This window comes from Microbispora corallina (assembly GCF_016863035.1).
Classification (GTDB): Bacteria; Actinomycetota; Actinomycetes; order Streptosporangiales; family Streptosporangiaceae; genus Microbispora; species Microbispora corallina.
The window spans coordinates 31,323-52,423 of record NZ_BOOC01000036.1; the positions used below are offsets into that span (position 1 = coordinate 31,323).

The following is a 21,101-nucleotide window of genomic DNA, read 5'->3' on the forward strand; positions in this document are numbered from 1 at the left end:
TGCGTGAGGACGCGAGGCGGTTCGGCTTCTCCTACTCCGCCTGGTCAGGGCTGGCCCGCTAACGAACGGCTAACAAATGATCAAAAGGCCAGGTCCCGAATCTTGGGAACTGGCCTCTGAGCTGGTGATTTGTGGTGGGGCTACCAGGACTTGAACCTGGGACCTCTTCCTTATCAGGGAAGCGCTCTAACCGACTGAGCTATAGCCCCGCGACGCGCATCGAACGTTACCGCATCCGTTTTCCGGAGGCGAATCGCCGACCGATCGAGGTAAAGCTTACCGTGTCCCTCCGGTGCTCGCGCCGCCCACCGGCGGCGGGCGCGCGGCCCACCGGAAGCGAGGAACCCGGCCCACCGGTACGGCCGCCGCCCGGGTGGGCGGCAGCCGTACGGGAGACTACTCGGCCTCGCTGAAGGTGACCTCGACGCCGCCCACGAGGTCGGCGGACACGTTGTAGATCACCGCGCCCAGCGTGGACAGGGCCGTGATGAGCACGACGTTGAGAGCGCCGAGCAGGGCCGTGTACCCGAGGATGCGGACCGGGTCGAACCAGCCGCTGATATCCAGCGCTGTGGACGCCTTGCCGCCGTCGCCCGTCGTGAGCTGGGTGACGGCGTCGGTGATGGACGAGAACACGCCGAGGGCCGACAGGACGCCGTACAGGACGGCGACAGCCACGAACAGCACGACGAAGCAGACGAGCGCCACGACGAAGCTGAACTTCATGGCCGACCACGGCTCGATGCGGCGCAGGACGAGGTGGGCCTTGCGGGGGGCGCGGACGCCGGCCTTCCTGTCCTTGCCCGAATCGTTCTTCTTGCCGGTGCGCTCGGCCGTGCCGAAGCTGAGGCCGTGGACCGCGCCGTCCACCGGCGCGCCGTCCACGGTGGACGGGCGGGCCGGCGCCCCGGGAGCGGCGGCCGCCGCCCGAGCCGAGGCGACGGACGGGGTGGAGGCGGACGCGGAGGAGACCGGCGAGGTCGCGGACGACGGCCGCGCGGACGCGGAGCCCGTCGCCGGACGCGCGGCCGAGGACGACGTGCCCGCCCCCGGCCGGACGGCCGAAGACGAGGACGAGGACGAGGACGACGAGGACGAGGACGACGGCCGGGCGGCCGGGGACGACGAGGACCCCGGCGCCGGACGTGTGCCCGCCGCCGACGCCGACGAGGCCGACGGTGAGGAGGCCGACGCGGAGGTGGTGGACGTCGTCGACGACGTCGTGGTGCTCCGGGCGGTGGCCGGCTTGCTGAACGGCGCCGTCGGCTCGGCGCCGGTCACCGGCTTGGCGTCGCCCGGCTTGTCCCCGTCCTTGGCCGGCTGCTGCTTCCACGGCTGGTCGCCGGCGGACGTCCGGATGCGGACGGTCTCCTCCGGCTTCGCCGTGTCTGCGGCCGTGTCGTTCTCCTCGGAAGCCACCTTGGGGACGCTACCGTCATCCTGCACCCGGGCGGTAACGCCGTCCCTCATGGATGACGACGACGCCGGGCGGGCGGCCCCGGACGGTTTCTTCTTGGGCGCGCCGGACGTCCGCGGCCTGCCGGTGTCGCTCATGCCTCGTCTCCTGCCCCGTTCTCCTCGGTCTCCAACGCCTCCGCGTTGCGAGCGAGGGCAACAACGCTGTCACCGTCGGCGAGGTTCATCAAGCGCACGCCCATGGTCTGGCGTCCCGACTGTTTGATCTCGCCGGCGCTCGTCCGGATCACGCCGCCGGCAGAGGTGATCGCGAAGACCTCGTCCTCGGGACGCACCATGACGGCTCCCACCAGCTTCCCACGTGCGCTGACGATCTTCGCCGTCAGCACTCCCTTGCCGCCCCGGCCCTGCACCGGGTACTGCTCGGCGGGAGTGCGCTTCGCGTACCCGCCCTCCGTGGCGATTAACACGTCTTCCCCGTCGCGGATCACGTTCATCGCCAGGAGCTCGTCGCCGTCGAGGAACCGCATCCCGATGACGCCACTGGTGGCACGGCCCATCGGGCGCAGCGCCTCGTCGGAGGCGGTGAAGCGGATCGACTGCGCGTTCTTGGACACGAGCAGCAGATCATCGCCCTCGGAGACGAGACGTGCGGCGATCACCTCGTCATCCTCGCGCAGATTGATCGCGATGAGGCCACCGGACCGCGGCGAATCGTACTCGCCCAGCCGTGTCTTCTTCACCAGGCCGCTGCGGGTGGCCAGCACCAGGTACGGCGCGACCGAGTAGTCCCGCAGGTCCAGGATCTCCATCACGTGCTCGTCGGGCTGCATGGCCAGCAGGTTGGCCAGGTGCTGCCCGCGGGCGTCGCGGCCGGCGTCCGGCAGCTCGTACGCCTTGAAGCGGTAGACCCGGCCCTTGTTGGTGAAGGCCAGCAGGTAGTGGTGGGTCGTGGTGACGAAGAAGTGCTCGACGATGTCGTCCTGGCGTAGCTGCGCGCCCCGGACCCCCTTGCCGCCGCGCTTCTGCGCCCGGTAGAGGTCGGTGCTCGTCCGCTTGGCGTAGCCGCCACGGGTGATCGTGACGACGACGTCCTCCTCGGCGATCAGGTCCTCCATGGACATGTCGCCCTCGTAGGCCGTGATCTCCGTCACCCGGTCGTCGCCGAACCTGGAGATGATCTCGCCGAGCTCGTCGGAGACGATGCGCCGCTGCCGCGACGGAGAGGCCAGGATGTCCTGGTAGTCGGCGATCTGCGTCATCAGGCCGTCGTACTCGTCCTGGATCTGCTGACGCTCCAGGGCGGCCAGCTTGCGCAGCTGCATGTCGAGGATGGCCTGCGCCTGGACCTGGTCGATCTCCAGCAGCGTCATGAGGCCGCCCTGGGCCTCGGCCGCGGACGCCGACCGGCGGATCAGGTTGATCACGTCGTCGAGCCGGTCGAGGGCCTTCAGAAGAGCGCGCAGGATGTGAGCGCGCTCCTCGGCCTTGCGCAGCAGGAACCGGGTTCGCCTGACGACGACCTCGATCTGGTGCTCGATGTAGTAGCGGACGAACTGGTCGAGCCGGAGCGTCCGCGGCACCCCGTCCACCAGGGCGATCATGTTGGCGCCGAAGGTGGTCTGCAGCTGGGTGTGCTTGTACAGGTTGTTCAGCACGACCTTGGCGACGGCGTCGCGCTTGAGCACGATCACGAGCCGCTGGCCGGTGCGCGAGGACGTCTCGTCACGGACGTCCGCGATGCCGGTCACCTTGCCCTCGCGCACGAGCTCGGCGATCGTCAGGGCCAGGTTGTCCGGGTTGACCTGGTACGGCAGGGCCGTGACGACCAGGCACTGCCGCCCCTTGGGGTCCTCCTCGACCTCGACGACGGCCCGCATGATGATCGAGCCGCGGCCGGTCCTGTAGGCGTCCTCGATGCCGCGGCGGCCGACGATCAGCGCGCCCGTGGGGAAGTCCGGGCCCTTGACCCGGGCCATCAGCCCCTCGAGCATCTCCTCGTCGCTCGCCTCGAGGTTCTCCAGGGCCCACCGTACGGCCTCGCCGACCTCCCGCAGGTTGTGCGGCGGGATGTTGGTCGCCATGCCCACCGCGATGCCCGCCGAGCCGTTGACCAGCAGGTTCGGGAAGCGCGACGGCAGGACCACCGGCTCCTGGGAGCGCCCGTCGTAGTTGGGCTGGAAGTCGACGGTCTCCTTGTCGATGTCCCGGAGCATCTCCATGGCGATCTGCGCCAGGCGGCTCTCGGTGTACCGCATCGCGGCCGGCGGGTCGTTGCCCGGCGAGCCGAAGTTGCCCTGCCCGTCGACCAGCGGGTAGCGCAGCGACCAGGGCTGCGCGAGCCGTACGACCGTGTCGTAGATCGAGGCGTCGCCGTGGGGGTGGTAGGAGCCCATGACGTCGCCGACGATGCGCGAGCACTTGAAGTATCCGCGGTCGGGACGGTAGCCGCCGTCGAACATGGCGTACAGCACGCGGCGGTGCACCGGCTTGAGCCCGTCGCGGACGTCCGGCAGCGCGCGGGACACGATGACGGACATCGCGTAGTCCATGTAGCTGCGCTGCATCTCGGACTGGATGTCGACCGGTTCGACGCGCTCGGCCGGTGGTGGTCCGGGCGGAGTGTTTACTTCCGTCACGAAGAGTCCTTTTGCCTATCCCTGCTCAGACGTCGAGGAATCGGACGTCGCGGGCGTTGGTGATGATGAAATTCCTGCGCGCCTCGACGTCCTCGCCCATCAGCACGCTGAACAGATCGTCGGCCTGGGCGGCGTCGTCGAGGGTGACCTGCCGGAGCACCCGGGTTTCGGGGTTCATCGTGGTCTCCCACAGCTGCGAGGGGTTCATCTCGCCGAGACCCTTGAAGCGCTGCACGCCGTCGTGGAGGCGGGGGTCGCGCCGGCCGCGGCCGACGCCGTCCTCGATGATCGCGTCGCGCTCCCGATCGGAGTACGCGTAGGAGGCGTCCTCGCCCTTGCGGTCCCACTTGATCTTGTACAGCGGGGGCTGGGAGAGGTAGACGTGGCCGGCCTCGATCAGCGGCCGCATGAAGCGGAACAGCAGCGTCAGCAGCAGCGTCGTGATGTGCTGGCCGTCGACGTCGGCGTCGGCCATCAGGATCAGCTTGTGGTAGCGCAGCTTCTGGATGTCGAACTCGTCGTGCACGCCGGTGCCGAGAGCCGTGATCAGCGCCTGGACCTCGTTGTTCTTGAGGACCTTGTCGATCCGCGCCTTCTCGACGTTCAGGATCTTGCCGCGGATGGGCAGGATCGCCTGGAACTTCGGGTCGCGGCCGCCCTTGGCGGAGCCGCCGGCCGAGTCGCCCTCGACGATGAACAGCTCGCACTTCTCGGGCTCGGACCACTGGCAGTCGGCCAGCTTGCCGGGCAGGCCGCTGCCGCTCTCCAGCAGCGACTTGCGCCGGGTGAGGTCGCGCGCCTGGCGGGCCGCGATCCGGGCGCGGGAGGCCTGGAGCGACTTGTTGATGATCTCCTTGGCCTCGCCCGGGTTGCGCTCGAACCAGTCGCGCAGGTGGTCGTTGCACGCCTTCTGGACGAACGACTTCGCCTCGGTGTTGCCCAGCTTGGTCTTGGTCTGGCCCTCGAACTGCGGGTCGGACAGCTTCACCGAGATGATCGCCGCGAGGCCCTCACGGACGTCGTCGCCGGTGAGGTTGTCGTCCTTGCCCTCCTTGAGGAACTTCTGCTCGCGCGCGTAGCGGTTGACGATCGTCGTCAGCGCCGCGCGGAAGCCCTCCTCGTGGGTGCCGCCCTCGGCCGTGTTGATCGTGTTGGCGAACGTGTAGACCGACTCGGAGTAGGAGGCGTTCCACTGCATCGCGATCTCGACCGAGATGCCGTCGCCGTGCTCCTCGAAGTCGACCACCGAGCTGTGGATGGCCTCCTTCTTGGAGTTCAGGTGCTTGACGAAGTCGGACAGGCCGCCCTCGTAGTGGTACGTCACCACCTTGGGCTCGCCCTCGATGACGTGGTCGGGCCGCTCGTCGGTGATCTTGATGGTGAGGCCCTTGTTGAGGAAGGCCATCTCCTGGAAGCGGCGCGACAGCGTCTCGAAGTTCCAGGTGGTCGTCTCGAAGATGTCCGGGTCGGGCCAGAAGCTGATCGTCGTGCCGTGGTCGTCGGTCGGCTCGCCCTTCTCCAGCGGCCCCGTCGGCTTGGCCAGGACGTACTTCTGCCGCCAGACGTGGCCGTCGGTGCGGACCTCGACCTCCAGGCGCGACGACAGCGCGTTGACGACCGAGGCGCCCACGCCGTGCAGACCGCCGGAGACGGCGTACGACTTGCTGTCGAACTTGCCGCCGGCGTGCAGGACGGTGAAGACGACCTCGACGGCGGGCCTGCCCTCGGCGGCGACGATGCCCACGGGGATGCCGCGTCCGTGGTCCATCACGCGCACGCCGCCGTCGGCGAGCAGGGTGACCTCGATCAGGTCGTTGTAGCCGGCCAGCGCCTCGTCGACCGCGTTGTCCACGATCTCCTGGACCAGGTGGTGCAGGCCGCGCTCACCGGTGGAGCCGATGTACATGCCGGGGCGCTTGCGGACCGCTTCCAGGCCTTCGAGAACGGTGATTGAGCTAGCGTCGTAGGACAAGTGCGAAATCCTCCTGCCGCGGACACGCGGCGGGGGACACCGTGGATTGGCTGCCCCTGCCATGCCCGTCACCGTCGTGAGTGCCCCGATGCGATCACCCGGGGGAAATCGGCCCGCGAGGCCGGGGGTGACGCAAACCGGACGTGTCCTTGAGTCCGCATTCATTCTACCGTTCCGGCGGACCTCAGGTGGCATTCACGGGCGCTGTGATGCCCTGTCACGCGACGATCATGGTTTTGAGTCTCCCCCACGCGGGGCGGGGGTCGTCGCGTCAGGCGCGATTTTGGGCCGGTTCGGCTCGCACGACCCCTCCGTTCCGTACGGCTGGGCCCGTCACCCGTAGGTGTCGCCGGGTCCCTGGCTGCCGCGGACCCGCAGGCCGCCTCCCTGCCGGGGACCGGCGTTCGGCCCGCGCACCTTCACCCGTGTGACCGTACCCGGGCCCAGCTCCTCGTTCAGCCGCTTGACCAGCGTCGACGCCAGCAGCCGCACCTGCGTCGCCCAGGCCGTGGAGTCGGCGGCCACGATCACCTCGCCGTCCTCGAAGCTCTCGGGGACGGTGTGCGCGGCGAGGTCGGGGCCCACGATGTCGTGCCAGCGGCCGAACACCCCGCCCACCGCGACCGGCTGCTCCCAGCCCCGGTCGGCGAGCAGGTCGCGGATCGCCTTCCCGAACGGCAACGGGTCGCCGGAATCCCTGCGGGGAGCGCCGGAGCCGGACCGGCGGCGCGGCTCGGACCGGGGGAGCTGGCCGCGCCGGACCGCGTCGGCCTTCGCCTGGGCCAGCTTCTCGCGGGCCATGGCCGCGCCGCGGGCCGTCGCGCCGTCCGGGGACTGTCCACCGCCTGTGGATTCAGCGGACACGGGTCACACTCCCTTCGCGCACGTCGAACCGGGCGCCGGCGAGCTCCGGCGGGACGTCGTCCGGGACGGCGGCGGTGATGAGCACCTGCTCGGCCGGGGCGACGATCTCGGTGAGCCGCCTGCGGCGCTGGCTGTCGAGCTCGGCGAACACGTCGTCGAGGATGAGCACGGGGTCGCCGCCGTCCGAACGGAGCAGGTCGTAGGCCGCGAGCCGCAGGGCCAGGGCGAACGACCACGACTCGCCGTGGCTGGCGTAGCCGCGTGCCGGCAGCTCGCCCAGCCGCAGCAGCAGGTCGTCGCGGTGCGGGCCGACCAGCGTGACGCCCCGCTCCAGCTCCGCCTGCCGGACCTCGGCGAGGGCCGCTCTGAGGCGTTCGGCAAGGGCTTCCCGGTTTGTCCCCAGGTTGGGGATATCTGTGGACAACGTGCTCTCGTCCGATCCGCGGTACTCCAGGTCGGCCAGTCCGGACGAGGGGGCCAGGGTGGCGTACGCCTTGGCGGCCAGCGGGCGCAGCGCCTCGACAAGCTCGAGCCGCCCCGCGAGCAGCTCCGCGCCGTGTCGCACGAGGTGGGCGTCCCAGACCTCCAGTGTGGTCAGCGGGTCGCCCGCGCCGGCGGAGGCGAACGCCGCCTCGTCGTCCTGCCTGCGGGGACCGCGCCTGCGCCCGGCCCGCGTCGCGGCCGCCGTGCGCAGCAGGGCGTTGCGCTGCTTGAGCACGCGCTCGTAGTCGGCCCGCACGCCCGCGTAGCGGGGGGCGCGGGCCACCAGCAGCTCGTCCAGGAAGCGCCGCCGCTCGGACGGGTCGCCCTTCACCAGGGCCAGGTCCTCGGGGGCGAACAGCACGGTCCGCAGCAGGCCGAGGGCGTCGCGCGGCCGGGAGACGGGGGAGCGGTTGACCCTGGCCCGGTTGGCCCGGCCCGGGTTGATCTCCAGCTCGATCAGCGCGCGGCGGTCGTCCCTGACCACGAGGGCGCGGACGACCGCGCGCTGCGCGCCGTGCCGTACGAGCGGGGCGTCGGTGGCGACCCGGTGGCTCGAGTGCGTGGCCACGTACCCCAGGGCCTCGACGAGGTTGGTCTTGCCCTGCCCGTTCGGCCCGACGAAGGCGGTCGTCCCCGGCTCCAGCTCGATCTCGACGCCCGGGTAGGACCGGAAGTCGGTGAGGGACAGGCTGGCCACGTGCACGCCCGCAAGGCTAGTACCCGCCGCCCGGGCCCCGTGTGCCGAAGGCGGGCAGACCCGCCCACGGCACGTCCCGCGAGCGGACCCGCGCCCCGCACATGGCCGTCCACAGGCTGTGGAAATCCCCGGCGGACGCCTCCGGCCCCTGAGACGGTGACCGGGTCAGCGCTCGGCTTCGGCGGGCGGGGTGACGTCCGCGCCCGGGGAGTCGGCGCCCTTCGCCTTCTGGCCCTCGACCGAGGCGACCGCGTGGCCGCCGAACTGGTTGCGCAGGGCCGCGACCATCTTCATGGCCGGGGAGTCGGTCTGGCGGGACGCGAAGCGGGCGTACAGGGACGCCGTGATGGCCGGCAGCGGGACCGCGTGGTCCACGGCCGCCTGGACCGTCCACCGGCCCTCGCCCGAGTCCTCCGCGTAGCCCTTGAGCTCGGCGAGGTCGGGGTCCGCCTCCAGCGCGCGGACGAGCAGGTCCAGCAGCCACGAGCGGATGACCGTGCCGTGCCGCCAGCTCTTGAACGTCCCGGGGACGTCGGTGACGGCGTCGCTGGCCTCCAGCAGCTCCCAGCCCTCGGCGAAGGCCTGCATCATGCCGTACTCGATGCCGTTGTGGACCATCTTCGCGAAGTGGCCGGCGCCGACCCCGCCGGCGTGGACGAAGCCGTCCTCGCCCTCGGGCTTCAGCGTGTCGAAGATCGGCATGAGCCGCTGGACGTGGGCGTCCTCGCCGCCCACCATGAGCGCGTAGCCGTAGTCGATGCCCCAGACGCCGCCGCTGACACCGACGTCGACGAAGCCGAGGCCCCGCGCGGCCAGGTCGGCGGCGTGCCGCTGGTCGTCCTTGTAGTGCGAGTTGCCGCCGTCGATCACGATGTCGCCCTCGGACAGCAGGTCGCGGAGCTGGTCGACGGTGGCGCGGGTCGGCTGCCCGGCCGGGACCATCACCCAGACGGCACGCGGCGCCTCGAGCCGGTCGACGAGCTCCTTCAGGCTCCCGACGTCACTGATGGCGGGGTCGCGGTCGTACCCCACCACGTCGTGACCGCCCCGGCGGAGGCGCTGGGCCATGTTCCCGCCCATCTTGCCGAGCCCGATCATCCCGATCTGCATTGGAGCCACCCCTCAACATCTCACTCGACCACGAGGCACGCGTACCCGCACATAGAGGGTCCATGCCAACGGGAGATGGTACGCCCGGGGTTGTCCGGGGCCGTCAGCTGGACAGGCGGATGGGCATGATCAGGTATCGGTAGTCCTCCGTGACCCCGTCGTCCACAGGCTTGCCGCCGGTGAGGATGGCCGGCTTGGTCGGCGTGGTGAACTGCAGGCGTGCCACGTCGGAGTCGATCGCCCCCAGCCCCTCCAGGAGGAACTGGTGGTTGAACGCGATGTTGATCTCGTCGCCGTCGAACTCCACCGGCAGCGCCTCCACCGCCTGGGCCTCGTCGCCGCTGCCCGCCTCCAGGACGACCTCGCCGCCCCGGAAGGCCAGCCGCACCGGCGTGTTCCGCTCGGCCACCAGCGCGACGCGCTTGACCGCCTCGACGAACGACCCTGTGGACAGATCGGCCCGCGCGGAGAACTCGGTGGGCAGCAGCGAACGGTACTTGGGGAACTCGGGGTCGAGGAGCCGCGTCGTGGTCCGCCGGCCCGCGCTGGAGAACCCGATCATCCCCTCGCCGGTGCCGCCGGCCGAGCTGAGCGCGATCTCCACCTCCGCGCCGGTGCCGCCGAGCGCCTTGGCCGTGTCCGCGAGCGTACGGCCGGGGATCATGGCGATCGCCTGGAAGTCGGGCTGCTCAGGCTGCCACTTCAGCTCCCGCACGGCCAGGCGGTAGCGGTCGGTGGCGGCCAGCGTGACCGTGTCGCCCTCGATCTCCATGCGGACGCCCGTGAGCATGGGCAGCGTGTCGTCCTTGCCCGCCGCGACGGCCACCTGGCCGACGGCGGAGGCGAACACGTCGCTGCCGACCCGGCCCGCGGCCGGCGGCATGGCCGGCAGGGAGGGGTAGTCCTCCACAGGCATCGTCAACAGGGTGAACCGCGCGCTGCCGCACGTGACGACGGCCTTGGCGCCGTCCACCACCAGCTCGACCGGCTGCGCGGGCAGGGCGCGGGTGATCTCGGCGAGGAGCTTGCCGCTGACGAGCACCACACCCGGGTCGCCCGTCTGCAGGTCGAGGGTCACCTCGGCGGAGACCTCGTAGTCGAAGCCCGACAGCTTCAGCTGCTGGTCGTCGGTCACCTCGAGCCGCATGCCGGCGAGGACCGGCACCGACGGACGGGCCGGAAGGCTCCGCGCCGTCCACGCCACGGCTTCGGCGAGCACGTCGCGCTCGATCCGGAACATCACGGGGATCAGCCTCCTGGGTGTCGCTGCATCGTCAAGTGTTCACTCTCCCGCACCTGGGCGCGTGGAGAACCCTTCTATGGTTCTTCGGTTCTTTGGAGAGAGAGATATAGGTCATCTCATTAGGGGCGGTGGATATGTGGATGTCGAGCATCTTCGCAGGTCAGGCGGCGACTTTCATCCACCGCCGGTGTGGGGACGGGGTGGATGCGCCCCCTGTGGCCTGTGAGGTTCGCGGCCGTCCCCACACCCGTTCCCCAGGAGAGCAGGCCTTCGTCCACGAGTAATCCACGATGTTTCCACCGGTTGTCCACGGGAAAGAAGAGGCCTTTGGGGGTGCTGTGACGAGATCCCACAGGGCGTCCCCAGGTCGTCCACGGGTCTTCCCCAAGCCGTCCCCAGGCTTTCCCCATGTTCGTCCCCATGCCGGCGCGGCCTATTTCCGGGAGCTGATTGAGTGGTGACGACCGGATGGCCGCGTCACGGGCATCCGGTTCTGATCCACAGAGATATCCACAGGCTGTGTATCACGTGTTGCGCGCGCGCTGCTTTACGCGCGTCGTCAACTCGTTGACCTGGTTGTACATCGACCGGCGCTCGGCCATGAGAGACCGGATCTTGCGCTCGGCGTGCATGACCGTGGTGTGGTCGCGGCCGCCGAACTGCTGTCCGATCTTCGGCAGCGACAGGTCGGTGAGCTCGCGGGCCAGGTACATCGCGATCTGACGGGCCGTCACCAGTGCCCGCGAGCGGGAGCCCCCGCACAGGTCGTCCAGGGAGACCCCGAAGTACTCCGCGGTCGTGGACATGATGAGGGAGATGGTGATCTCGGGGCTCGCGTCCTCGCTGATCAGGTCCTTGAGGACGATCTCGGCGAGCTGGATGTCCACAGACTGCCGGTTGAGGCTGGCGAACGCGGTGACCCGGATCAGCGCCCCCTCCAGCTCGCGGATGTTGGTGGCGATGCGGCTGGCGATGTACTCCAGCACGTCGGGCGGCGCGGCCAGGCCCTCCTGGATCGCCTTCTTGCGCAGGATCGCGATGCGGGTCTCCAGCTCGGGCGGCTGGACGTCTGTGATCAGACCCCACTCGAACCGGTTGCGGAGCCGGTCCTCCAGCGTGACCAGCTGCTTCGGCGCGCGGTCGCTGGAGATGACGATCTGCTTGCTGGCGTTGTGGAGGGTGTTGAAGGTGTGGAAGAACTCCTCCTGCGTCTGCTCCTTGCCCTCAAGGAACTGGATGTCGTCCACAAGGAGGATGTCGACCGCGCGGTACCGGGAGCGGAACCCGTCGGCCTTGTGGTCGCGGATGGAGTTGATGAAGTCGTTGGTGAACTCCTCGGAGCTCACGTACCGCACCCGGGCGCCGTCGTACAGGCTCTGCGCGTAGTGGCCGATCGCGTGCAGCAGGTGGGTCTTCCCCAGCCCGGAGTCGCCGTAGATGAACAGCGGGTTGTACGCCTTGGCGGGCGCCTCGGCCACCGCGACGGCCGCTGCGTGGGCGAAGCGGTTGCTCGCGCCGATGACGAAGGTCTCGAAGGTGTACTTGGCGTTGAGCCGCGCCGGCTCGCCGCCGCCGGTCCGTCCGCCGCGGGCGTCCCAGCGGTTCTGCGCGGGCTCCGGCTTGGGCGCGGGCGGCGGCTCAGGGGAGTATCCACCGGGCCGCGGCGGCTGCTGGGGATGCTGTGGATATTGCGGGCCGCCGTTGGGTCCCGAATCATGCTGAACCGGCCCCTCGTCGCCTAACGCGAACCCCTGGGCCTGGGGACGATGCTGTGGATAATCCGTGGACGAGGGCCGCTGGTCGGCGGCCTGGCCCGACGCGCTCGGGTCCACCATCACGGCGATCCGAACCGGACGGCCGAGCTCCTGGGACAGCGCGTGCACGATCAGCGGGCGCAGCCGTACCTCCAGGACCTCCTTGGCGAAGTCGTTGGGCGCGGCCAGCAGGATCGTGTCGTTGATCAGGCCGGAGGGCTGCGTCATCTGGAGGAACGCGCGCTGCTGTCCCGAGACGCCCTCGTCGAGCAGGGTCCCGAGCGCCCGAGCCCATACAGCGTTGAGATCGACGCCTTCCATGGCTCGGCCCCTCCTCCCATTGCGCGGCCCCCGCCCGCCCGCCGCGATCCTTCTCCGTCAACCCGCCTCCGGGACCTCCGGCCCGGCCGGGACCCACAGGTGATCCACATGAGATCCACAAGATGTGCACAGTCCGCGCGCTCTCCCCGGGCACATCCACGCTGATGGAGGGAAGAGCCGGAGGGCCGACAGTAGCGGTGCGCGCGACTTGCGTTCAAGGCGTTGTCCACAGCCTAGTGGGCCATGGTCGCTCGCCGTACGCGCTTGGGAGCATGGGCTCTGGTTTGACCAGACCCGGGATGGCCCCGTAACGTGGCCCGGTCGGCTATTCACGCGACGGCTATTTCGCATGCCCGCGCTATTGACGAGCCGCGACCTTGGAATGTACCGCGCCCGTGGGACCGCCGCGGGCGTACTTGAAGCCTGGAGCCCACCCGTGAGCAAGCGTACTTACCAGCCGAACAACCGTCGTCGCGCGAAGACCCACGGCTTCCGGCTGCGCATGCGCACCCGTGCCGGCCGCGCGATCCTGGCCGCCCGCCGCCGCAAGGGCCGCGCGGAACTGACGGTCTGACGACGCGACGCCGCCCGCCGTGCCCTCGGCCGGTGGGCGGCTCGCCGTACTTCGAAGAAGGCCCGGTGCTGCCGTCCGCGTCGCGCATGCGACGGGGTTACGAGTTCGCCGACGCGATCCGCCGCGGGCGACGCGCCGGGCGTCCCACCCTGGTCGCTCACCTCAACGTGCGCGAGGCCGACGAGCCACCGCTGGTCGGCTTCGTCGTGAGCAAGGCGGTCGGTGGCGCGGTCGTCAGGAACCAGGTCAAACGCAGGCTGAGACACCTGATGCGGAGCCGTGTGGAGGCGCTGCCGAGAGGTAGCCTGCTTGTGGTACGCGCCAATCCACCGGCCGCGTCCGCGCGAAGCGAGCACCTGGCCGCCGAACTCGACGTCGCGCTGGATCGTTTACTCCGGCGGCGAGGGTCCGGATCCCGGACCCCTACGGACGGACGGTCATGACTGCGGAGCACCCGGTTCCGGCGCGTCCGGCGAGCGTCGCGCCGCCGGCCGGCCCGGTCGCGCGCGTCCTGCTCGCGCTGATCAGGTTCTACCGCGCTTTCATCGGTCCCGCCCTTGGACCGCGGTGCCGGTTCGAGCCGTCGTGCAGCGCCTACGGGCTGGAGGCCATCGCCGTTCACGGCGCCCTTCGTGGGGTATGGCTGACCGTCAGGCGCATCGGGCGGTGCCATCCGTTCCATCCTGGAGGTTTCGACCCGGTGCCCCCACGCCGAGTCCGGTCTCACGACGAAACGCAAGGGAGCTAGCTCGGTGGAGCTGCCATTCCTCAATTGGCTGTATACGGCAGTGGCCTGGGTCATCACCCAGATCCACTCGGGCTACAGCACCTTCATCCCCTCCAGCAGCGGGTTGAACTGGGCGCTGACGATCATCACGCTGACCGTGGCGATGCGGTTGCTGATCTTCCCGCTCTTCCTCAAGCAGATGCGCTCGTCGAGGAAGATGCAGGAGCTCGCCCCCAAGGTGCAGGAGCTGCGCAAGAAGTACAAGAACGACAAGCAGCGCATGAACCAGGAGGTCATGGCGCTGTACCAGTCGGCCGGGGCCAACCCACTGGGCGGCTGCCTCCCGATCGTCGCGCAGTTCCCGATCTTCATCTCGATGTTCACCGTGCTGCGGGCCATCGCCGAGGACCGCGTGAGCTTCGGCATGACCAAGGAGCTCGTGGACAGCGCGCGCGCCGCCCACATCATCGGCGCCCCGCTGCCGGCGAAGTTCTTCGACAGCGCCGAGGTCATCACGAAGCTCGGCGCCGACCCGACGATGACGAAGATCGTCCTCGCCTGCTTCGTCGCGATCAGCTCCTGCACGACGTTCCTCACCGTCCGGCAGAGCGTCAAGCGCTCGGTGATGCAGATGCCGGACAACCCCATGGCGCAGCAGCAGAAGATCCTGATGTACATTTCGCCGCTGTTCGCCGTCTTCAGCCTGAACTTCCAGCTCGGTCTGATCCTCTACTGGGTCACCACCAACCTGTGGACGCTCGGCCAGCAGCACTGGTTCTACAGCCGCCACCCGATGCCCGTGATCGACGAGAAGGGCAACGTGACGACGCCCGAGCCGACGAACGGGATCTTCACCAAGCTGGTGGGCAAGCCCAAGGTCGCGACGCCGGAGGCGCCGGCCGAGCCCGCTCCCAAGATCGTCCGTCAGCAGCCGGCGCGGCAGCCGCGCAGCAAGCGCACCGGCAGCAAGAAGTCGTAGGAGAAGGAGAGTCCGGACGTGACCGAAGCTGAGGAGACCCTCAAGCCTGAGCCTGCTCCCGACGTCGACGCCCTCGAACAGGAGGGCGAGATCGCGGCCGACTACCTCGAGGGACTGCTCGACATCGCCGACCTCGACGGCGACATCGACATGGACGTCGAGGGCGACCGCGCGGTGGTGTCGGTCGTCGGCATCAAGGGCGACGACCTCGTGGGTCCCGGCGGGGAGGTGCTCGAGGCGCTCCAGGAGCTGACCCGCCTGGCGGTGCACCGCCAGACGGGGGAGCGGTCGCGTCTCATGCTCGACGTGGGCGGCTACCGCGAACGCCGCCGCACCGAGCTGACCAAGCTCGGCACCGACATCGCGGCCGACGTCAAGCGCAGCGGGGAGCCCAAGTCCCTGCAGCCCATGACGCCGTTCGAGCGGAAGATCGTGCACGACGCCGTCGCGGCGGCGGGGCTGCGCAGCGAGTCGGAGGGCGAGGAGCCCCGCCGCTTCGTCGTGGTCCTTCCCGCGTAGATCCTTTCGCGCCTGTCCGCCGGAAGCCGCCGGTCCCCTTGTCGGGCCGGCGGCTTTCGCCGTCCTGAGCGGCCTTCCGGAGCGGCTTGCCGCCTCCGGCGCGGGCGGGACGGCTACCCTTGGCCCTGAGCGTTCCTGGATGAGTGAGTGATGACGGAGAGCAACGACCTGCCCGAGGCGCCCCCGGTGGCGCTGGAGGTCTTCACCGGCGAGGCGCTGGAACGGGCGCGGGCGTTCGCCGACCTCCTCGCGGGGCCCGGGGTGGTGCGCGGCCTGCTCGGACCCCGGGAGGTCCCGCGAATCTGGGACCGGCACCTGTTGAACTGCGCGGTGGTGGCCGAGGCCGTCCCGCGGGATGCGAGCGTCGTCGACATCGGATCGGGTGCCGGCCTGCCCGGGCTGGTCCTGGCGATCGTCCGGCCGGACATCACGGTCACCCTCCTCGAACCGCTGCTGCGCCGTACGGTCTTCCTCACGGAGTGCGTCGACGCGCTCAAGCTCGACAACGTGGAGGTGCTGCGGGGGAGAGCGGAGGAGCTCGCCCGCAGACGCGTGTTCGACGTCGCCACCGCCCGGGCCGTGGCGCCGCTCGACCGCCTGGTGACCTGGGCGCTGCCGCTGCTGCGGGACGGCGGGGAGCTTCTCGCGATGAAGGGTGAGCGCGCGGCGGAGGAGATCGAGTCCGCCCGGGCGCAACTGGAGGCCTCGGGAGCGCAGGACGTCGAGGTGCTCGAGGTCGGGCGCGATAAGGTCGAGCCGCCCGCCACCCTCGTCCGCGTGGTCGCCGGACGGCCTCCGGAGGCGGGCGCGCGGCGGCGACGGAAGAGGTGAGCGTCGTGGCGGGTACCGCAGCGGGCCTGGGTTGGCCCGAGACTCCCGTCGCCCTACCCTGGGAGATCGCGACAGCAGGCCGGCCCTCGGGGGTTGGCTGGCCTCGTCCCCCTGTTTCGCCGGTCGAAAGGACGACGACCGTGTCCCAGACCCCCCTTAACCCTGGCGATTCGCCGCTGGTACGAGAGGCTCTGAGTTCTGTGGTTTCACGTGAAACAGCCGCGCCCCCGCAGGCGGCTGCGCCTTCCGTGGGGTACTCGACGCGTGACGAGGGGGAGTGGCCGCGGCCACCCCGGTGCCGCGTGATGACCGTGGCCAACCAGAAGGGCGGGGTGGGCAAGACCACCACAGCCGTCAACCTTGCCGCCGCCCTGTCGATGCACGGGCAGCGCGTCCTCGTGGTCGACCTCGATCCCCAGGGGAACGCCTCGACGGCGCTGGCGACGGAGCACCGATCGGGGATGCCGTCGGTGTACCAGGTGCTCGTGGACGACTTAGCGCTGTCGTCCATCGTGAAGCCGGTCCCCGAGATGCCCAACCTCTACTGCGCCCCCGCCACCCTTGATCTGGCCGGAGCGGAGATCGAGCTCGTCCCCATGGTGGGCCGGGAGGCCCGGCTCAAGCGAGCGCTGGCGTCGTTCGAGGCCGGGACGTTCGACTACATCCTTATCGACTGCCCGCCGTCCCTCGGGCTGCTCACGGTCAACGCCATGGCGGCCGCGCAGGAGGTCCTGATCCCCATCCAGTGCGAGTACTACGCGCTGGAGGGCCTCACCCAGCTTCTGCAGAACGTCGAGCTCGTCCGGGCCCACCTCAACCAGCAGTTGTCGGTGTCCACGATCCTGCTGACGATGTACGACGGCCGGACGCGGCTCGCCTCCCAGGTGGCCGAGGAGGTGCGGTCCCACTTCGGCGACACCGTCCTCGACGCCGTCATCCCCCGCAGCGTCCGGGTCTCCGAGGCGCCCAGCTACGGCCAGTCGGTCATGACGTACGACCCGGGGTCGAGCGGCGCGATGGCCTACATGGAGGCCGCCCGGGAGATCGCCTACCGGGCGGCGGCGCTCGCCGGGGCGTAGAAACCGGGATCCGGGAGCGGGAAGCGGCGCGGATGCTCATCGGCGCGTCCGCGCGGCGGTACCCTCTCCTGGTGTGTGCGTGACGGTGCCCAGCGGCCTCGGGTCGCTGGGCACCGCCTTCTGTGCGGTGTGAAGGAGCAGCGGTGAGCAAGCAGCCTCGGGGACTGGGCAAGGGTCTTGGCGCTCTGATCCCCACAGGACCGATCGTCGATCCCTCGATGGCCGCTCCCGCGCCGTCCCCGGCCGAGGCGGGGCTGCGCCCGGTCGAGGGCGCCTACTTCCAGGAGATCGACGTCGAGGCCATCTCCCCGAACCCGCGTCAGCCGCGCGAGGTCTTCGACGACGACCGCCTCGAGGAGCTGGCGGCCTCCATCAAGGAGGTCGGCCTCCTCCAGCCGGTCGTGGTGCGGGCCATCGGAGACGGGCGCTACGAGCTCATCATGGGGGAGCGGCGCTGGCGCGCCTCGAGGATCGCGGGGATGGATCACGTCCCGGCCATCGTGCGCAGCACCCAGGACGACGAGATGCTCCGCGAGGCGCTCATCGAGAACCTCCAGCGGGAGCAGCTCAACTCGCTGGAGGAGGCGGCGGCCTACCGCCAGCTGCTCGACGACTTCGGGGCCACTCATGAGGTGCTGGCCCAGAAGGTGGGGCGCTCCCGCTCACACATCACCAACACCCTGCGCCTGCTCAACCTCCCCCCCAACGTGCAGCTCCGGGTGGCGGCCGGGCTCATCAGCGCCGGGCACGCCCGGGCGCTGCTGACGCTGGACGACGCGACCGCCATGGAGCGGCTCGCCAACCGCATCGTGGCCGAGGGGCTGTCGGTGCGGACGGTCGAGGAGATCGTGGCGCTGGGGGAGGCGACGGCCGGGCCGGCGCCGCGCAAGCCGCGGGCGAAGAAGCCGACCGCCCCGGCGCTCCGCCACCTGGCCGACCGGCTCTCCGATCATTTCGAGACGCGCGTGAAGGTGGACCTCGGCAGCCGGAAGGGCCGGATCGTCGTCGAGTTCTCCACGATCGACGACCTGGAGCGGATCATCGGCACGATGGCGCCCGAGGCGGCCAACTCCATGCGCGGGCTCGACGGGGAGTAAGTCCCTCCCGATGTTTCACGTGAAACGGAGTCGCCGGAGCGGACCGGTTTCACGTGAAACATCGAACGGCCGGCACAGCCCGTCGTGTCAGCGGCCGCGGCGGACGGCGGCCTCCAGGAGCCCCTTGCACAGAGTGCCGAGATCCCGGCCCGCCGCCTCGGCCGCCATGGGCAGCAGCGAGGTCTCGGTCATGCCGGGGGCCACGTTCACTTCGAGAAAGTACGGGCGGCCCGTGGCGTCCACGATGAGGTCGGTACGCGAGATGTCCCGCAGGCCGAGGGCCGTATGGGCGGCGACCGCCATCGCGGCGCAGGCCTCGGTGGCCTCCCCCGACAGGCGGGCCGGCGCGAAGAACTCGGTGTGCCCAGCGGTGTAGCGGGCCGCGTAGTCGTAGACGCCGCCGTCGGGCACGATCTCCACGGGCGGCAGCGCCATGGGCCCGTCTCCGAGGTCGACGACGGACACCGCGACCTCCACACCGCGGATGTACTTCTCGATGAGCGCCGTGTCGCCGTAGGCGAAGCAGCCGACCATGGCGGCGGGCAGTTCCTCGGCCGTGCGGACGATCGAGGCGCCGAGCGCCGAGCCGCCGCGCGACGGCTTGACGAACAGCGGCAGCCCGAGACGCTCGACGATCCGCCCGAGGACGGCGGTGGCGCCGAGGTCGTGGAAGGTCTCCTTCGGCAGGGCCACCGAGTCGGGGGTGTTGAGCCCCCAGGAGCGGACGACGGCCTTCGCGGTCGGCTTGTCGAAGGCGACCCGGCAGGCGTCGGGCGTCGCGCCCACGTAGGGCACGCCGAGCAGTTCGAGCACCGAGCGGATCGCGCCGTCCTCGCCGGCGCCGCCGTGCAGCGTCACGAACGCCACGTCCGGTGGGTCGGACAGCACGGCGGGGACGAGCGTGGCGTCGGTGTCGCGGGTCTCGACGTCGACGCCGGCCGCGCGCAGCACCTCGGCCACGCGGCGGCCGGAGCGGATGGAGACCTCACGCTCGTAGGAGAGCCCGCCCGCGAGGACGAGCACGTGCCCGATGTCGCTCATGACCATGCCCCGCCCCGCGGCTCGGCGGGCCGTCCCGCTCGCCGGGTCATGCGTCCGCCTCCCCGCGGGCGCGTCCCACTGAATGAGGACGCGCGGGGGGCGATCCGTAGGTGCTCGTTCGCTCGCTCACGACGAGGGCCTTTCTCGCGCGGGGGTCCAGTACGGCCGGCCTGAACAGGCTAGCCGTACCGGGCCTCAGGCGAGGTCGGGGCCGGGGGTGTCGACGCCGGCGTGGCCGGGGACGGACCCGGTGCCGAACGTGTCGCGCAGCTGAAGCTCCTGCTCGATCACCCCGGCCAGCCGGCGCACGCCCTCCCGGATCCGGTCGGGCTCGGGGTAGCAGTACGACAGCCGCATGTGCCGGGCGCCGCCGCCGTCCGAGTAGAAGCCCGTGCCGGGCACGAACGCCACCCGCTCCGCGACGGCGCGGGGGAGGATCGCCTTGGAGTTGAGCCCCTCGGGGAGCGTCATCCAGACGAAGAAGCCGCCGCCGGGCCTGGTCCACGTGCACCCGTCCGGCATGAGCACCTCGAGGGCGCCGAGGAGGGCGTCGCGGCGCTCGCGGTAGAGCTCCCGGAAGGCCTTGATCTGCTCGCGCCACGGCTGGGTGGTGAGGTACTGCCCGACGGCGAGCTGGGTGAAGGTCGAGTGGGACAGCACCGCCGACTCCATCGCCAGCACGAGCTTGTCGCGCACGGCGTGCGGGGCGAGAGCCCATCCGACGCGGAAGCCGGGGGCCAGCGTCTTGGAGAACGACCCCAGGTAGACCACGCCCTCCGCGTCGTCGGCGCGCAGCGCCCGCAGCGGCTCGCCGTCGAACCCGAGGAGCCCGTACGGGTTGTCCTCGACCACGAGGATGCCGGCCCGCTGGCAGATCTCCAGCACCTGGCGGCGGCGCACCTCGTTGAGCGTGACACCGGCCGGGTTCTGGAAGGTCGGGATCGTGTAGAGGAACTTGATCCGGCTGCCCGCGGTCTGCAGCGCGTAGATCGTCTGCGCCAGCGACTCGGGGATCAGCCCCTGGTCGTCCATGGCGACGTGCACGACCTTGGCCTGGTACGCGCTGAACGTGCCGAGCGCGCCCACATAGGACGGCCCCTCGGCGAGCACCACGTCGCCCGGGTCGATGAAGATGCGGGTGATGAGGTCGAGGGCCTGTTGTGAGCCCACTGTGACGACGACGTCGTCTGCGCCGGCCTCGATGCCCTCCATCCGCATGACCTCGCAGATCTGCTCGCGCAGCGCGGGGTCGCCCTGGCCCGAGCCGTACTGCAGGGCCACGGAGCCGCGGGTGGCGACCAGGTCGGCGACGAGCTCGCCGACGAGGTCGAGGGGCAGAGCCGTCACGTACGGCATGCCGCCGGCGAGCGAGACCACCTCGGGCCTCGACGCGACGGCGAAAAGAGCTCGGATCTCGGAGGCGACCATCCCCGTAGCTCGCGCGGCGTAACGGTCGACGTAGGCGTCAATGCGCGACCCGTGGGCCGCGTTCGTCCGACCGTGATCGAGCTCCTTGGTCACGGTCCACCTCCGATCACGTAGCCGAGAAATCCAGAGTACGGTAGCGCGGCACGCCGATCACAACAGGGTATTGACCATCAAGGGCTCCTCTTCTTGCCATCGTGTCCCACACATCACGGTGCGCCGGACCCCACTGTGCGCGTCCGGAACCCCCTTGGAACGTGGCGGCGGCGACCGCTGTGGCGCCCCGTGCGGACGCGATCGCTGAGTTACGATGCGACCTGGAGACGCCGT

18 protein-coding genes and 1 tRNA gene are annotated in these 21,101 nt (G+C 70.3%); 8 read left to right on the plus strand and 11 right to left on the minus strand.

What is annotated here, in order from left to right; translation table 11 throughout:
* Positions 1-132: 132 nt before the first annotated feature.
* The 9 genes from Mco01_RS30705 to dnaA form a co-directional block, all read right to left on the minus strand.
* Positions 133-209, minus strand: a tRNA-Ile gene (locus Mco01_RS30705).
* 187 nt (positions 210-396) lie between these two features.
* Positions 397-1,419: a DUF3566 domain-containing protein gene (locus Mco01_RS30710; RefSeq protein ID WP_239104018.1), complete on the minus strand. Its 1,023-nt coding sequence runs from the start codon at positions 1,417-1,419 to the stop codon at positions 397-399.
* Between the two features lie 131 nt (positions 1,420-1,550).
* Positions 1,551-4,055, minus strand: a complete 2,505-nt coding sequence (gyrA, locus tag Mco01_RS30715) for a DNA gyrase subunit A (RefSeq protein WP_204060353.1) — start codon at positions 4,053-4,055, stop codon at positions 1,551-1,553.
* Between the two features lie 25 nt (positions 4,056-4,080).
* Positions 4,081-6,027 carry a DNA topoisomerase (ATP-hydrolyzing) subunit B gene (gyrB, locus tag Mco01_RS30720; RefSeq protein ID WP_239104019.1) on the minus strand — a complete coding sequence of 649 codons (1,947 nt, stop codon included), beginning with the start codon at positions 6,025-6,027 and terminating at the stop codon, positions 4,081-4,083.
* Between the two features lie 333 nt (positions 6,028-6,360).
* Positions 6,361-6,891 (minus strand): DciA family protein, encoded by a 531-nt coding sequence (locus Mco01_RS30725; protein ID WP_307825700.1) that lies wholly within the window; start codon positions 6,889-6,891, stop codon positions 6,361-6,363.
* Complete coding sequence (gene recF, locus Mco01_RS30730; protein ID WP_204060355.1) at positions 6,881-8,077, minus strand: DNA replication/repair protein RecF; 1,197 nt, start codon at positions 8,075-8,077, stop codon at positions 6,881-6,883. Before recF ends, Mco01_RS30725 begins: the two co-directional genes overlap by 11 nt.
* Before the next feature lie 159 nt (positions 8,078-8,236).
* Positions 8,237-9,181 carry a phosphogluconate dehydrogenase (NAD(+)-dependent, decarboxylating) gene (gene gnd, locus Mco01_RS30735; protein WP_204060356.1) on the minus strand — a complete coding sequence of 315 codons (945 nt, stop codon included), beginning with the start codon at positions 9,179-9,181 and terminating at the stop codon, positions 8,237-8,239.
* 103 nt (positions 9,182-9,284) lie between these two features.
* On the minus strand, positions 9,285-10,424 hold the full coding sequence (gene dnaN / locus Mco01_RS30740) for a DNA polymerase III subunit beta (protein WP_204060357.1): 1,140 nt from the start codon (positions 10,422-10,424) through the stop codon (positions 9,285-9,287).
* 524 nt (positions 10,425-10,948) lie between these two features.
* Positions 10,949-12,499 carry a chromosomal replication initiator protein DnaA gene (dnaA, locus tag Mco01_RS30745; protein ID WP_204060358.1) on the minus strand — a complete coding sequence of 517 codons (1,551 nt, stop codon included), beginning with the start codon at positions 12,497-12,499 and terminating at the stop codon, positions 10,949-10,951.
* Positions 12,500-12,935: 436 nt separating this feature from the next.
* Between dnaA and rpmH the strand changes: the two genes are divergently transcribed.
* The 8 genes from rpmH (at position 12,936) to Mco01_RS30785 (ending at position 18,305) form a co-directional block, all read left to right on the plus strand.
* Positions 12,936-13,073, plus strand: a complete 138-nt coding sequence (gene rpmH, locus Mco01_RS30750; protein ID WP_015772801.1) for a 50S ribosomal protein L34 — start codon at positions 12,936-12,938, stop codon at positions 13,071-13,073.
* A gap of 32 nt (positions 13,074-13,105) precedes the next feature.
* Complete coding sequence (gene rnpA, locus Mco01_RS30755; protein WP_239104020.1) at positions 13,106-13,516, plus strand: ribonuclease P protein component; 411 nt, start codon at positions 13,106-13,108, stop codon at positions 13,514-13,516.
* Positions 13,513-13,821: a membrane protein insertion efficiency factor YidD gene (gene yidD / locus Mco01_RS30760; RefSeq protein WP_084369723.1), complete on the plus strand. Its 309-nt coding sequence runs from the start codon at positions 13,513-13,515 to the stop codon at positions 13,819-13,821. Before rnpA ends, yidD begins: the two co-directional genes overlap by 4 nt.
* A gap of 4 nt (positions 13,822-13,825) precedes the next feature.
* On the plus strand, positions 13,826-14,779 hold the full coding sequence (gene yidC, locus Mco01_RS30765) for a membrane protein insertase YidC (protein ID WP_036324759.1): 954 nt from the start codon (positions 13,826-13,828) through the stop codon (positions 14,777-14,779).
* Positions 14,780-14,797: 18 nt separating this feature from the next.
* Positions 14,798-15,298, plus strand: a complete 501-nt coding sequence (locus Mco01_RS30770) for a Jag family protein (RefSeq protein ID WP_204060359.1) — start codon at positions 14,798-14,800, stop codon at positions 15,296-15,298.
* A gap of 150 nt (positions 15,299-15,448) precedes the next feature.
* Positions 15,449-16,129 carry a 16S rRNA (guanine(527)-N(7))-methyltransferase RsmG gene (gene rsmG / locus Mco01_RS30775; RefSeq protein WP_204060360.1) on the plus strand — a complete coding sequence of 227 codons (681 nt, stop codon included), beginning with the start codon at positions 15,449-15,451 and terminating at the stop codon, positions 16,127-16,129.
* 305 nt (positions 16,130-16,434) lie between these two features.
* A complete protein-coding gene (locus tag Mco01_RS30780; protein WP_084369722.1) occupies positions 16,435-17,208 on the plus strand; it encodes a ParA family protein in 774 nt (257 codons plus the stop codon).
* A gap of 143 nt (positions 17,209-17,351) precedes the next feature.
* Entirely contained in the window at positions 17,352-18,305 is a 954-nt protein-coding gene (locus Mco01_RS30785) for a ParB/RepB/Spo0J family partition protein (protein WP_204060361.1), read from the plus strand.
* 87 nt (positions 18,306-18,392) lie between these two features.
* Here the strand turns inward: Mco01_RS30785 and Mco01_RS30790 are convergent, their stop codons facing one another.
* Positions 18,393-19,346 carry a D-alanine--D-alanine ligase family protein gene (locus Mco01_RS30790; RefSeq protein WP_036326343.1) on the minus strand — a complete coding sequence of 318 codons (954 nt, stop codon included), beginning with the start codon at positions 19,344-19,346 and terminating at the stop codon, positions 18,393-18,395.
* A gap of 195 nt (positions 19,347-19,541) precedes the next feature.
* Complete coding sequence (locus tag Mco01_RS30795; protein WP_036324755.1) at positions 19,542-20,774, minus strand: aminotransferase-like domain-containing protein; 1,233 nt, start codon at positions 20,772-20,774, stop codon at positions 19,542-19,544.
* Positions 20,775-21,101 lie beyond the last annotated feature (327 nt).

Excerpts from the sequence above, each read along its gene's own strand:
- gnd (WP_204060356.1), bottom strand. The coding sequence starts at position 9,181 with ATGCAGATCGGGATGATCGGGCTCGGCAAGATGGGCGGGAACATGGCC.
- dnaA (WP_204060358.1), bottom strand. The coding sequence starts at position 12,499 with ATGGAAGGCGTCGATCTCAACGCTGTATGGGCTCGGGCGCTCGGGACC.
- yidD (WP_084369723.1), top strand. The coding sequence starts at position 13,513 with ATGACTGCGGAGCACCCGGTTCCGGCGCGTCCGGCGAGCGTCGCGCCG.
- rsmG (WP_204060360.1), top strand. The coding sequence starts at position 15,449 with ATGACGGAGAGCAACGACCTGCCCGAGGCGCCCCCGGTGGCGCTGGAG.
- Mco01_RS30780 (WP_084369722.1), top strand. The coding sequence starts at position 16,435 with ATGACCGTGGCCAACCAGAAGGGCGGGGTGGGCAAGACCACCACAGCC.
- Mco01_RS30790 (WP_036326343.1), bottom strand. The coding sequence starts at position 19,346 with ATGAGCGACATCGGGCACGTGCTCGTCCTCGCGGGCGGGCTCTCCTAC.
- Mco01_RS30795 (WP_036324755.1), bottom strand. The coding sequence starts at position 20,774 with ATGGTCGCCTCCGAGATCCGAGCTCTTTTCGCCGTCGCGTCGAGGCCC.